Annotated in this window: 17 protein-coding genes; 15 read left to right on the top strand and 2 right to left on the bottom strand. The window is 67.6% G+C overall.

Annotation, left to right across the window (positions count from 1 at the left end):
- The first annotated feature begins 87 nt into the window (after positions 1 to 87).
- The 4 genes from ACF3NP_RS08155 (at position 88) to rpsI (ending at position 1,982) form a co-directional block, all read left to right on the top strand.
- Positions 88 to 399 carry a WXG100 family type VII secretion target gene (locus tag ACF3NP_RS08155; RefSeq protein WP_181889836.1) on the top strand — a complete coding sequence of 104 codons (312 nt, stop codon included), beginning with the start codon at positions 88 to 90 and terminating at the stop codon, positions 397 to 399.
- A 10-nt stretch (positions 400 to 409) separates the two neighbouring features.
- A complete protein-coding gene (locus ACF3NP_RS08150; protein ID WP_070474959.1) occupies positions 410 to 694 on the top strand; it encodes a WXG100 family type VII secretion target in 285 nt (94 codons plus the stop codon).
- Between the two features lie 296 nt (positions 695 to 990).
- Positions 991 to 1,434 carry a 50S ribosomal protein L13 gene (gene rplM / locus ACF3NP_RS08145; protein WP_034997310.1) on the top strand — a complete coding sequence of 148 codons (444 nt, stop codon included), beginning with the start codon at positions 991 to 993 and terminating at the stop codon, positions 1,432 to 1,434.
- Positions 1,434 to 1,982, top strand: coding sequence for a 30S ribosomal protein S9 (gene rpsI / locus ACF3NP_RS08140; RefSeq protein WP_236883584.1), 549 nt, complete (start codon positions 1,434 to 1,436; stop codon positions 1,980 to 1,982). The genes rplM and rpsI overlap by 1 nt, the downstream gene beginning before the upstream one ends.
- 60 nt (positions 1,983 to 2,042) lie before the next feature.
- On the opposite strand, the gene ACF3NP_RS08135 is transcribed toward rpsI, so the two are convergent.
- The gene (locus tag ACF3NP_RS08135; protein WP_181889837.1) at positions 2,043 to 3,116 is read right to left on the bottom strand and encodes an HNH endonuclease signature motif containing protein; all 1,074 of its coding nucleotides are present in this window, start codon (positions 3,114 to 3,116) and stop codon (positions 2,043 to 2,045) included.
- Between the two features lie 154 nt (positions 3,117 to 3,270).
- On the opposite strand from ACF3NP_RS08135, the gene glmM reads away from it, so the two are divergent.
- From glmM to ACF3NP_RS08115, 4 genes are all read left to right on the top strand, one after another.
- Positions 3,271 to 4,614, top strand: a complete 1,344-nt coding sequence (gene glmM, locus ACF3NP_RS08130) for a phosphoglucosamine mutase (protein ID WP_181889838.1) — start codon at positions 3,271 to 3,273, stop codon at positions 4,612 to 4,614.
- Between the two features lie 108 nt (positions 4,615 to 4,722).
- Complete coding sequence (locus ACF3NP_RS08125) at positions 4,723 to 5,049, top strand: hypothetical protein (protein ID WP_181889839.1); 327 nt, start codon at positions 4,723 to 4,725, stop codon at positions 5,047 to 5,049.
- Entirely contained in the window at positions 5,046 to 6,152 is a 1,107-nt protein-coding gene (locus ACF3NP_RS08120; protein ID WP_392398623.1) for a hypothetical protein, read from the top strand. Before ACF3NP_RS08125 ends, ACF3NP_RS08120 begins: the two co-directional genes overlap by 4 nt.
- A gap of 2 nt (positions 6,153 to 6,154) precedes the next feature.
- Complete coding sequence (locus ACF3NP_RS08115) at positions 6,155 to 6,424, top strand: hypothetical protein (RefSeq protein WP_181889840.1); 270 nt, start codon at positions 6,155 to 6,157, stop codon at positions 6,422 to 6,424.
- An 18-nt stretch (positions 6,425 to 6,442) separates the two neighbouring features.
- On the opposite strand, the gene ACF3NP_RS08110 is transcribed toward ACF3NP_RS08115, so the two are convergent.
- A complete protein-coding gene (locus ACF3NP_RS08110) occupies positions 6,443 to 7,297 on the bottom strand; it encodes a poly(ethylene terephthalate) hydrolase family protein (RefSeq protein WP_181889841.1) in 855 nt (284 codons plus the stop codon).
- Between the two features lie 69 nt (positions 7,298 to 7,366).
- Between ACF3NP_RS08110 and ACF3NP_RS08105 the strand changes: the two genes are divergently transcribed.
- The 7 genes from ACF3NP_RS08105 to tsaD are packed head-to-tail and all read left to right on the top strand — an operon-like array spanning position 7,367 to position 12,225.
- A complete protein-coding gene (locus ACF3NP_RS08105; protein ID WP_181889842.1) occupies positions 7,367 to 8,017 on the top strand; it encodes a sulfite exporter TauE/SafE family protein in 651 nt (216 codons plus the stop codon).
- Positions 8,018 to 8,024: 7 nt separating this feature from the next.
- Positions 8,025 to 9,092: an alanine racemase gene (gene alr, locus ACF3NP_RS08100; protein WP_181889843.1), complete on the top strand. Its 1,068-nt coding sequence runs from the start codon at positions 8,025 to 8,027 to the stop codon at positions 9,090 to 9,092.
- Complete coding sequence (gene tsaE / locus ACF3NP_RS08095; protein ID WP_392398622.1) at positions 9,093 to 9,560, top strand: tRNA (adenosine(37)-N6)-threonylcarbamoyltransferase complex ATPase subunit type 1 TsaE; 468 nt, start codon at positions 9,093 to 9,095, stop codon at positions 9,558 to 9,560.
- A 10-nt stretch (positions 9,561 to 9,570) separates the two neighbouring features.
- The gene (locus ACF3NP_RS08090; RefSeq protein WP_181889845.1) at positions 9,571 to 10,074 is read left to right on the top strand and encodes a hypothetical protein; all 504 of its coding nucleotides are present in this window, start codon (positions 9,571 to 9,573) and stop codon (positions 10,072 to 10,074) included.
- Positions 10,074 to 10,706: a tRNA (adenosine(37)-N6)-threonylcarbamoyltransferase complex dimerization subunit type 1 TsaB gene (tsaB, locus tag ACF3NP_RS08085; protein WP_181889846.1), complete on the top strand. Its 633-nt coding sequence runs from the start codon at positions 10,074 to 10,076 to the stop codon at positions 10,704 to 10,706. The genes ACF3NP_RS08090 and tsaB overlap by 1 nt, the downstream gene beginning before the upstream one ends.
- The gene (gene rimI / locus ACF3NP_RS08080; protein ID WP_181889847.1) at positions 10,703 to 11,179 is read left to right on the top strand and encodes a ribosomal protein S18-alanine N-acetyltransferase; all 477 of its coding nucleotides are present in this window, start codon (positions 10,703 to 10,705) and stop codon (positions 11,177 to 11,179) included. Before tsaB ends, rimI begins: the two co-directional genes overlap by 4 nt.
- Positions 11,176 to 12,225 carry a tRNA (adenosine(37)-N6)-threonylcarbamoyltransferase complex transferase subunit TsaD gene (gene tsaD / locus ACF3NP_RS08075; RefSeq protein WP_181889848.1) on the top strand — a complete coding sequence of 350 codons (1,050 nt, stop codon included), beginning with the start codon at positions 11,176 to 11,178 and terminating at the stop codon, positions 12,223 to 12,225. The genes rimI and tsaD overlap by 4 nt, the downstream gene beginning before the upstream one ends.
- Positions 12,226 to 12,246: the final 21 nt, after the last annotated feature.

Genomic DNA, 12,246 nt, shown 5'->3' with positions numbered 1-12,246 from the left:
ATGGAACCGAAAGGGCCAAACGTCAGTCAGATATACGGACAGCACAGACGTTGTCCGTCCCAACACACAACGAGGGGGAAAGAAACCATGGAGCAGTTCGCAACCGAAGCCGAGGTCATGCGCGCCGCTGCAGACCGCACCGACGACACCAACGCCGACGTCAACCGCGAAATCGACCGCGTCCAGCAAGTCGCCGAAGCCACCCGCGGCTACTGGGTGGGCAACGCACAGCGCAGCTTCGACGACCTGATGATCAGGTACGACGACGCCCAAAGGCGATTGTCTGAAGCGCTGAGCGCGATCGCCGTGAACATCCGCGACAACGCCAAGAACTACGAAACCACCGACGCCACCAACACCGACAGCCTCCGCCAGATCGCCGGCGGACTCGCACTGTAAAGGGGAAACCATGCAGATCAAGTACGACTTCGCGCAGATCGCCGGCGCCGCAGAGGACATGCGCGCCTCCGCCTCCCGCATCAACGGCGACCTGGCCGAACTCAAGCAGATGCTCCAGCCCATGGCCCAGACCTGGGAAGGCACCGCAGCCGCGGCCTACCAGGCGCACCAGGCCAAGTGGGACCAGGCGGCAGCGGATCTCAACCAGATCCTCAACCAGATCGCCAACACTGTTGAAGACGGCAACACCACCATGCTCGCCGTCAACAACGCAGCCGCAAACAGCTGGGGCTAAACAACAAGACTTGCGTCGCGGGCCGTGACGGGGCCGTTTTCATCGGGGGACGGGCTCGGCTTCGGACCGGCCCGCGGCGCAACCACACGGGGGATACGGGGGACGTGCCGCCGCAGGTGATGGGGGAATCACCTGCGGCGGCGCTTTTTTGTTTTCGGGGGCGCGTGCCGTAGGGTGTTATCCCTGTGTGTCCCGCCGGATGCGCTTTTCGGGTCTCCACCGGCCGCCGTAAAGCACAAAGGGGCAGACGAAGTTTTTGGCCGGCAGCCATCTAGACAGACTTTAAGGAGTCATGCATGTCTACTTACCACCCGAAGAGCGGTGACATCACCCGTAAGTGGTACGTCATCGACGCAACCGACGTGGTGCTGGGCAAGCTTGCTTCCACCGTCGCAGACATCCTGCGCGGTAAGCACAAGCCGCAGTACGCACCGAACGTCGACACCGGCGACCACGTCATCGTGATCAACGCCGACAAGATCCACATCTCCTCCAACAAGCGCGAGCGCGAGATGCGTTACCGCCACTCCGGCTACCCGGGTGGTCTGAAGTCCATGACCCTGGGCCGCGCGCTGGACGAGCGTCCGGATCGCGTGATCGAGGAAGCTGTCAAGGGCATGATGCCGCACAACAAGCTTTCCCGTCAGTCCATCAAGAAGCTGCACGTCTTCGTCGGTGCCGAGCACCCGTACGCTGGCCAGCAGCCGGAAACCTACGAGTTTAAGCAGGTGGCACAGTAATGACCGAGCCGAACAACTTCGAAAACACCGCCGCTGAGGACCTGGGCACCGACGTCGATGCCGCAACCGCCGCGACCGAGGAGTTCAACTACACCATCGGCGACGCCATCGCCCCCGAGGCTGAGGCAACCGAGGAGACCGTCGAGGTCGCTCCGCTGCACGAGGGTCCGATCCAGACCGTTGGCCGCCGTAAGCGCGCCATCGCCCGCGTGACCGTCGTCGAGGGCGAGGGCAAGATCACCGTCAACGGCCGCGAGTTCGAGGACTACTTCCCGAACAAGCTGCACCAGCAGGACATTCTCACCCCGCTGACCCTGCTCGAGCGCGAGGGCCAGTTCGACATCAAGGCCAACATCTCCGGTGGCGGCCCGACCGGCCAGTCCGGTGCTCTGCGTCTGGCTATCGCCCGTGCGCTGAACATCTACAACCCGGCTGAGCGCCCGACCCTGAAGAAGGCCGGCCTGCTCACCCGTGACGCCCGTGCCGTGGAGCGCAAGAAGGCAGGTCTGCACAAGGCCCGTCGCGCACCGCAGTACTCCAAGCGTTAATCGCTTTTCGCGCGCGCCGAATCGCCGTCGTCCGTTTTTGGGCGGCGGCGTTTCGCGTTGCTAGGTGCTTTGTGGTCCGAAGAGTTGGTCGAGTGCTCCACGGTCGGTGTTTCTCAGGTGGTATCCGCGGGGTGAGACCCACCAGGGCGCGCCTCTGATCATCGCGATGCGGCCGCGGGATTTGCGCCAGGGGTCGTCGTCGTTGACCCGGTTGTGGTACTTACACAGCGGCACCAGGTTGTTCATATTGGTGTAACCGCCGTGTTTCCACGCATCCACGTGGTGGATCTCGGAGCCCAACGCCCCGTGCCGGCAGCCTGGGAACGCGCACACGGGTGAGACCATGCAGGCGAGGTCGCGTTGTTTCTGGTTGGCGAAACGCTCGGTGTCGTACAGGTTCACCGCCCCTTCTTCCGGGTGGAACGCTGCGACCTCCAACACCTCGCCGAACTCTTGCTGCATGTACTCCGCCCCGGTCATGGTGGTGCCGTCAGTCAAGGTGAGGATGACGTCGTCGCCCTCGCCGGCCATAATCCGTGCGTGCTCCGAAATCGGCACCATCACAATGGGCCTGGGTGCCGCGGCGACGACCCCGCCGGTTTTGCCTTCGACGATGCGCCAGAACGCCTCCTCCATCTGGGGTGCTGCCGGCAGTGTGGCGTCGATGCCTTGTTTCAGGCGGTGCTCGAGGTCTGCGGCTTTGCGGTCGGTGGTGTCGATGGTGATGCGTGCTCGGCCGTTCTTCGGCGCGGAGAAGGCGACCTGCTTTTTCTTCGGGGCATTGTCCTCGCGTGGCACCAGCTCTCGTGCGGCGCGTTCGATCGCGCGGTACCCGCCGGTGACATCCAGCAAGGCGAGGCGCAGCCGCCACCGCTCGCCGGTGTCTTTCACGCCCCCGACGCGGCGTTCGATCAGTGCGAGCTCGTCCAGGGAGAACCCGCGGGCCTTCTGTACTGCCAAGGCCTGCTTGCGGGTGAATTTTGTGGGCCCGTAGTACACCTTCTGCATTGCGTCCCACGCACGTGCCCGATCCGGCGCCATGCCAGCCGAAAGCGCAACAGGCAGGTCGAAGTGCCGCAGCGTCTCCATGGATGCTGCGGCCATCGCCTGAATGAATGCGTCGAACGGGTTCATGCCACGAACACTAAAACAATCGCAACCCCGCCCCGCCCGGCCCTGTGGAATTTGTGTCATCACCCCTGTGGATAACTACCAAACCCGCAGGTAAAATCGCGCGAAAGTTGGGGTGGCGGAGCGATCGTCGATAGGCAAGTGCATAATTGTGCGCATGACTCGATTGTTCGGAACTGACGGTGTCCGCGGCCTGGCTAACGAGGCCCTCACCGCATCGCTTGCCCTCAAGCTCGGCGCCGCGGCCGCGACCGTGCTGACCAAGGACCGCGGCTCTGAGAAGCGCCGCCCGATCGCGCTGATCGGCCGGGACCCGCGCGTCTCCGGCGAGATGCTGGCTGCCGCGATGGCGGCCGGTATGGCGTCGAAAGGCGTGGACGTGCTGCGCGTCGGCGTCATCCCCACCCCGGGCCTGGCGTTTCTCACCGACGACTACGGTGCCGACATCGGTGTGATGATCTCCGCGTCCCACAACCCGATGCCGGACAACGGCATCAAGTTCTTCGCCGCCGGCGGCAAGAAGCTGCCGGACGACATCGAGGACGAGATCGAGCGCGCCATGGCCGTGCTGGAGGAAACGGGCCCGACCGGCACCGCCATCGGGCGCGTGATCGAGGAGGCGCCGGACGCCCAGGAGCGCTACCTCGCCCACCTCAAGGAGGCTGTTACCGAGCCGCTGAGCGGCATCAAGGTCGTGGTGGACTGCGCCAACGGCGCCGCCTCCGAGGTCGCCCCGAAGGCCTACGCGGCCGCCGGCGCCGAGGTCACCGCCATCCACAACACGCCGAACGCCTACAACATCAACGACGGTTCCGGCTCCACCCACATGGACCAGATCCAGGCGGCCGTGGTGGAGCACGGCGCGGACCTGGGCCTGGCGCACGACGGCGACGCCGACCGTTGCCTGGCCGTGGATGCGCAGGGCAACGTGGTCGACGGCGACCAGATCATGGCCATCCTCGCCACCGGCATGAAGGAGTCCAACAGCCTGAAGGACAACACGCTGGTCGCCACGGTGATGAGCAACCTGGGCCTGAAGCTGGCCATGCAGCGCGAGGGCATCGAAGTGCGCGAAACGAAGGTGGGCGACCGCTACGTGCTCGAGGAGCTCGGACGCGGCGATTTCTCGCTGGGCGGCGAGCAGTCTGGCCACATCGTGGTCCCGGCGCATGCCACGACTGGTGACGGCGTCCTGTCCGGCCTCATGCTCATGCAGCGCATGGCGGAGACCGGCAAGACGCTCGCCGAGCTGGCGGAGGTGATGACGGTACTGCCGCAGACGCTGATCAACGTGCCGGTGTCCAACAAGGCGCTGATCTTGGAGGACCAGTCCGTCAAGGACGCCATCGCCGAAGCGGAGGCTGAGCTGGGCGAAGCCGGCCGCGTGCTGCTGCGCCCGTCAGGTACCGAGGAGCTGTTCCGCGTCATGGTCGAGGCCGCTGAGGAGGAGCAGGCGCGCAAGGTTGCCGGTCGCCTCGCGGCGGTCGTCGCCGCGGTGTAGGTTTAATCGCGGAAAAAGTTTTTTGCCCCGGCAGGGAACCGCCGGGGCGTTGGGGGAGTCTAACTAAAGGTAAGACAGTTCAACTGCGAGCCTTTCGGGGGTGGGCATATGACACATGTTGGGGCACTCGACATCGATATCGATGCGGTGCGCACGAAGTACACAGAGGCTATCGACGCGTACCGCGACGCCGCGTGCGAGCTCGACGCCGGGCGGCCGGTGGTTGCCGCGTCAGCGTTCGGCGCGGGTTTCGCGGAGGAGGGCCAGCGCATCGTGGATGCGCTGGAGGCGTTGCATGCCACGTCGCAACGCTTCCTTGCGGCGCGCGGGGAGAATTGGGGGCAGGTGCTTTCGCTTAGCGACGCCACCGTCGCCGCCGACCAGCTCTCTTCCGAGTATTTGGCATCGATCGCGGGCGGGGTGGATAACGCATGATGGCCGCGGTGAAAGACGACGTCCAGTCGCTGGTGCGCGCGGTCGATGTCGCGCCGGAGGTGGGGCCGGCGCAGCGCGCCGTGGTCCACGGCTTGGCCGGCGAATTGTTGGAGCAGGTCGCGCAGACCGACGGGCTCGACTTGAGCGCGTTTCTCGCCGCGGGCCTGAAGTTGTCCGCGGGCGGGAAGCGCCCGGACACGCCGGCGCGGACGTGTTCGTGCGACGAGAGCGCCTGGTTCGACGAGGTGGGCATCCGCGAGCGCGAGCGTTGCGACGAAGCACGCGAAACCGAGCATTTCGACCGCGCGAAAGCCGCAGGCGAGTCGATCGGGCAGTGCGGGGAGGCGATCAAGACGATCGTGGACACCGCGGAATCGGCGGTGCGCGCCCTGCTGGAGCCGGCGCGGCGCATGCTGGACATCGTGCTGAACTGCGGGATTGGGCAGCTGATCCAGCCGGCGGTGGAGATGGTCATCGAGGCGCTGCGCAGCGCGCGCGAGACCGCCAGCGACCGCAACGGCGTGATCAAGGAGTGCCTGGGGGAGGTTGCCACGCGCGTCGACACCGCGGCCGTCGAGCAGCCTGCCCCGCCGGTGCAGTTCGGAGAGAAGGGGCATTCGCCTTGCGACGTCACGACGCGCCCCGCCGCCGCCACCAGCGCTTCCGACGTATCTGCCGATTCAGGCGCCCGCTTGGGGCTGGATCTGAAGTTGGATCTGACGTTGGACGCGAAACTGGAGGCGACGCTCGGCATCGAGGAGACGGCGCTCGAGGACTGCCCGACGGAGCCTGCGGCGACGCCGGAGTGCGAACCGGAACCGGAACCAGAACCAGAACCGGAGTGCGAACCGGAACCCGAGCCGGAGCCGGAATGTGAACCGGAACCGGAGCCGCCGCCACCGCCGCCTCCCGCACCTGCGGATGACGGGGTGATTGCCCCGCCGCCGGAGCTGTCGCAGGTGGAGGAGCCGGCGCCGCCGCCGAAGAAGCTGGAGAATCTGGAAACGCAGCCGGCACAGGCGGGAGATGGCGGCGGCAATGACACCGATGCCGGTGGGGTGGAAGCTGATCCGTGGGCAATGAAGAAGGCAGGGGAGTGGTAGCGATGGATTTCGAGCTTTTTGTGGCGCAGTACCAAAAGCGCACCGCGAAGCGCATGGCGGATTTTGAGGCGTTGATGAAGGAAACGCAGCAGAAGATGGAGATGACCGCCAAGCATCACGCGCGGGCCCGGGAGACGATGCCTAGGCAGCCGGTGACGGTGCCGCGGGGGGATTACAGCATGCCGCGGAGTCGTCGTAACGCTTCGCAAAAGCAGCAGATCCAGGCGGTGCTGCGCGCGATTGGCCCGAACGGCGAAAACCCCGTCGTGTAAGCACGACGGGGGAGGTGGCTAGAACAGGGAGAAGCGGGCGTTGTCGCGCGCCAGGCCGGCGGCCTTGGACAGCTTCTCGCCGGTCAGGGACTCCACGCCGGAGCCTTCGGCGTCCGGCTCGGAGTAGGAGGCGTAGGCCTTGTCTTCGTCGAGCTGGTGCAGCAGGTAGCCCACGAGCAGGCCGCGGATGGTTTCCTGCAGCCCGCGGTCGGACTTGCCCACACCGAGGATGCGCTTGACCAGGTTGTCCTCGGAGAAGGACTGCTGGTCGCCCTTCTTCGGCGCGCGGTAGACCACTTCGCCGGCCCAGTTGTAGGCCAGCTTGGCGGGGTTGCCGGGGTCGAACAGCGAGTCGCCGTCTTCGCCGGGGCCGACGACCATGCCGGGGACGAACAGGTTGCGCGCCGCCTCAACTGCGGACGGCGCCACGTTGGCCGGGTACACCGCCGCCACGGCCTTCGCCTTCGGGTTGTCCACCGCGGCGAGCACGGCCGCGCCGCCGCCCATGCCGTGGCCGACGATGCCGAGCTTGCCGGGCGAGATGGAGATGTTGCCGTTGCCCAGGCGCACGCCGCCGAGGATCTGCATGGCGGTCTCCAGGTCGGCGGCGAGGCCGACGTGGTCGGGCTTGAAGCCGGTTTCGGTGTCCGGCGCGGCCACGGCGATGCCCCAGCTGGCCAGGTGGCGCAGGGTGTCCTCGTAGGCGGCGACATCCTTGAGCCAGTCGTGGCCGAACGCCACGCCGGGCAGGTTCTTGCCTTCGGCGGGGGTGTAGACCTTGCCGGGCAGGCCGGTGTAGCCCAGGTCGCCTTCCAGGACGCGGTGCGGGCCGCGCTTGGACAGGTCGGAGAGTTTCTTCAGCTTCGCAGACACGCGGGCAATCCTACTGCATACCTGTCTCCGCTAGGGTGAGTCCGACAAACCCCACAGACAGGAGGTCGGATGCTCGGTGCGTTGCAGCTGGCGTTCATTGATTCGGTGAATCTGCTCCTCATCGGCGTCATCGTCGCGGTCGGCATTGCTGCACGGAGCAACTATGCCAAGACCACCGCGCTGCTGATCGCGGGCGATTGGTGCGGCGTGGCTGGCTTGGCGCTGATCATGCTGGTGATTTTCGACGGCCTGGGCCCGGTGGTGCAGCGCTTCGTCGAAGGCCCGGTGTTCGGCATTTTGCTCATCGCCACAGGCGTCCTCACCGCCGTCCTCGCGGTGCGCGGCGGCGACAACCAGGCGCTGGTGCAGAAGATCATGCGCCCGCTGCACACCCCCGGCCCCGCCACGGTGGGAACCGGCGTGGTGCTCGGCCTGATCCAGTCGGCGACCTCGTTCCCCTTCTACGGCGGGCTGGCGCTGTTGTCCGCCGCCGGCATCGACGCGCAGGTGCGCTACGCCGCAATCCCGCTGTATGCCACGGTGGCGCTGTCGCTGCCCACGTTGGCGGCGTTGGCCGTCGGCTGGGTGCGCGCGAAGCCGGGAAGCGCCGCCGCGCGCGGCTTCGACTGGGCGCGCGCCCACCCCGACCAGGTCACGGCTGCTGCGACGTGGTCGGTGGCGGTGCTGCTCATCGTTTTGGGTGTGACCCACGTGGTGTAATAGGCCCGTGCTGACAACAACGATCGATCTGGACGCTATCGCGCACAACACCCGCCGCCTGCGCGAGCAAACGACCGCGGAGCTGATGTGCGTGGTCAAGGCGGACGCCTACAACCACGGCGTTAAGCGCTGCGTGCCGGTGATGGAGGCGAACGGCGCGGACGCGTTCGGCGTGGCCACGTTCGCGGAGGCGCGCCGGGTGCGCGAGCTGACCACTAAGCCGGTGCTGGCGTGGCTGTGGGATCCGCATGAGGAGCTCCCGGATGGCGTCGATGTCGCGGCCCCGTCGATGACGCATTTGCATTCGCTTATCGACGCACCAACGGCGCCCACCGTCTACCTCAAAGTGGACACGGGCATGCACCGCTCCGGCATCGACGAGGTCCGCTGGCAGGAGGCCTTCGAGCTCGCCCTGGACGCGCAGCGCGAAGGCAAGCTCGAGGTGGCGGGGCTGATGACGCACTTCAGCTGCGCCGACGACCCGTCCGACCCGTACACGGACCAGCAAGCGGCCGGGTTTCGCCGCGCGATCGCCCAGGCCCGCCAGGTGGGCCTTGAGGTGCCGCGCAACCACGCGGCGAACTCGCCGGCGACGTGGACCCGCCCGGACCTGCACTTCGACATGGTCCGGCCGGGTTTGAGCCTGTACGGCCTGGAGCCGGTCGACGGCCTCGACCACGGACTGAAACCGGCGATGACCTGGTCGGCGCCGGTGGTGACGGTGAAACCGATGCGCAAAGGCGAGGCCACCAGCTACGCCCGGACCTGGGAAGCGCCGGCGGACGGGTTCACGGCCGTGATCCCTGCGGGCTACGCGGACGGGGTGCAGCGCTCCTGGCAAGGCGCCGTGGAGGTCGACATCGCGGGCCGGACCTACCAGCAGGTGGGCCGGGTGTCCATGGACCAGATTGTGGTCTGGCTCGGCGACAACGAAGCGGACGTCACAGCGGGCGATGAGGCCGTCATCTTCGGCGACGCCACCGCGCTGGCCAAGCGCGCCGGCACCATCAACTACGAGGTGGTCTGTGCTCCGCGCGGGCGCACCACCCGCACCTACATCGGGGAGGGCAAGTAGATGAAGACCACGTTTCCGGCGCAGGGCGAGCGGCTGTGCGACGACGCCGCGGATACTCAAGCGCTCGGCGAAGAGCTGGGGCAGACGCTCGAGGCGGGCGACCTCGTGGTGCTCGACGGCCCGCTCGGCGCGGGCAAGACCACCTTCACACAGGGCATCGCGAGGGGCATGGGGGTCAAGGGCCGGGTGACGAGCCCGACGTTCGTGATTGCGCGGGAGCACTCGTCGATAGGCGATGGCCCCTCGCTCGTGCACGTGGACGCCTACCGGCTCGGCGACGACCCGCTGGGCGAGCTCGACGCCCTCGACTTAGACAGCGCCCTCGAAGATGCCGTGGTGGTGGCCGAGTGGGGTGGCGGACTGGTGGAGCAACTCGCGCAGCGCCACGTGCGCGTCACGCTGGATCGGCGCACGCACGCCGACACAGAAGCCCGCATTATCTCCTGGCGCGTCGAAGACGGGATGTAGGCTTACACGCATGCTCAACCTCACTAGCCAGTCCCGCCGCTGGATCGTGCTCGCAGCTGTGCTGTGGCTCGTGATTTTGGCGGGGATCATCTTCATCCCGCAGTCCCGCTCCGACGAGGTCGCCCAGGTCGCACCCACGAACTCGCTGACGCGCTCGCTGCAGCAGACCCGCCCGGGCGGCGATGCCGTGTCTGCGCAGCTGGTGGACCCGGCGCGCATCTACGACGCGGAGCGCTACCTCGGCTACACCACGCTGTGCCCGGGCGAGCCGCAGGAGCTGGTGGACGCCAAGCTTGAGGCCTTCGGCATCAGCGCCGACGACCTGGACCTCGGCGGCGACCTCGGCTACGTGCTGCTCATTCCAGGCGGCGAGGGCGAGGCTCCCATGGTGGACCCGGTGGAGCTGAACAAGGTGGACATCTGCACCGTGCCGCAGTCCGAGTCCTTCCCGCTCAACACCGCGATGCCGTTCCACATGAACCAGGGCCGCTGGACCCTCGGGTTGGGCCAGTAATGCTCGTTCTCGCCCTGGACACCGCCACGACTGACCTGGTCGCAGGCATCGTGGACGGGGACCGTGTGCTCGCGGAGACGGCCGTTGCCACCCGCGCGCACAACGAGACGCTTATGCCGGAGATCACCCGGCTGCTGGATCAGACGGGGATCGAGTTCGCGGACCTGGGCGCGGTCGTGGTCGGCTGCGGCCCGGGGCCGTTTACCGGCCTGCGCGTCGGCATGTCCACCGCGTCGGCGCTGGGGCAGGCGCTTGCCATTCCGGTGCACGGGGTGTGCACGCATGACGCGGTCGCCGCGTCGCTTGGCGGTGAGGCGCTGGTGGTCACCGACGCGCGCCGCCGCGAAGTGTACTGGGCGCGCTACTCCGGCGGCAAGCGCGTCGCCGGCCCTAACGTGTGCAAGCCGGCGGACCTGACCTCACCCGCGGTGGATGTGGTCAGCGTGCCGTCGTCGCTCGCGGAGCTTTTGCCTATCGACGCCCAAAGGGTGACTTACCAACCCCCAACACCTGCCGGCCTCGTCGCAGTCGCCGACCTGGGCGCGCCGCCGGAGCCGCTGGTGCCGCTGTATCTGCGCCGGCCGGACGCGGTGCCGCCGAAGCAGGCCCCGAAGTCGCCGGCGCTGCCATGAGCGTGGCCTTCCGCGAGCTGGGCGTCGCGGACGCCCCGGCGGCCGCCGCCATCGAGGCGGTGCTCTTCGCCGGCGACAGCCCGTGGTCCGAGGCGGCGTACCGCTCCGAGATCGCCGCGCGCCACACCTTCTACCTGGGCGCCTTCGACGGCGATGAGCTGGTCGGCTTTGCCGGCCTGGCCATGCTCGGGCCGAAAGACGACCCGGAGTTTGAGATCCACACCATCGGCGTCGACCCCTCCCGGCAGGGCGAGGGCCTGGGCCGGGCGCTGATGGACCAGATGATGCACACTGTGGACCTTTTGGACGGGCCGTGCTTTTTGGAGGTGCGGGTGGACAACACGCCCGCGATCCGGCTGTACGAAAGCTTCGGGTTTTTCACCGCGGGCGTGCGCAAGAATTACTATCAGGCCTCCGGCATGGACGCGTACACCATGACGCGGCCGAAAAAGAGCGAAAGGCGAGACCAGTGATTGTGTTGGGCATCGAGTCCTCGTGCGACGAAACCGGCGTGGGCATTGTCGAGCTGCGCGAAGACGGCACGATGGACATCCTCGCCGACGTCGTCGCCTCCTCGATGGAGCAGCACGCCCGCTTCGGTGGGGTCGTGCCCGAGATCGCCTCGCGCGCGCACCTGGAGGCCATGCCGCAGGTGATGGAAAAGGCGCTGGCGGACGCGGGCATCGACAAACCCGACGCGGTGGCCGCCACTGTCGGGCCGGGCCTGGCTGGCGCGCTGCTGGTCGGCGCGTCCGCGGCCAAGGCGTACGCGGCGGCGTGGGGCGTGCCGTTTTACGGCGTGAACCACCTAGGCGGGCACGTCGCGGTAGCGAACCTGGACGGCGAGTCGCTGCCGCACGCGGTCGCGCTGCTGGTCTCCGGCGGTCACACGCAGCTGCTCGAGGTCGAGGCCGTGGGCAAGCCGATGCGGGAGTTGGGCACCACGCTCGACGACGCCGCCGGCGAGGCCTACGACAAAGTCGCCCGCCTGCTGGGCTTGGGCTACCCCGGCGGCCCGGTGGTGGACAAGCTCGCGGCCGAAGGCGACCCGGAGGCGGTGAAGTTCCCGCGGGCGCTCTCGCGCGCCGAGGACCTCCGCGGCGAGCACCGCTACAACTTCTCCTTCTCGGGCCTGAAAACCGCGGTGGCCCGCCATGTCGAGGCCGCCGAACGCGACGGGCGCGTGATCTCGCTGGAGGACGTCTGCGCGTCCTTCCAGGAGGCGGTGTGCGACGTGCTCACCGCGAAAGCCGTCATGGCCTGCGAGGACACCGGCGCGAACACGCTGCTGCTCGGCGGCGGCGTGGCCGCGAACCGCAGGCTTCGCGAACTTGCGCAGCAGCGCTGCCAGGCAGCCGGTATTGAGCTGCGCGTGCCGCGGTTCAAGCTGTGCACGGACAACGGGGTGATGATCGCGGCGTTGGCCGCGCAGCTCATCCACGAAGGCGCTGCGCCGTCTGGGCTGGGCGTGGGCACGGACACGTCGCTGGAGGTCGAGGTCCCGCTCGTGTCGTCGTAAAGCGAGAAGTGCTGGTTGCGG

The sequence above is a fragment of the Corynebacterium lehmanniae genome, from assembly GCF_043161975.1.
GTDB classification, from domain to species: Bacteria; Actinomycetota; Actinomycetes; order Mycobacteriales; family Mycobacteriaceae; genus Corynebacterium; species Corynebacterium lehmanniae.
The sequence above is the reverse complement of the archived record's forward strand: the minus strand, read 5'-3'. Positions and strand labels throughout refer to the sequence as shown.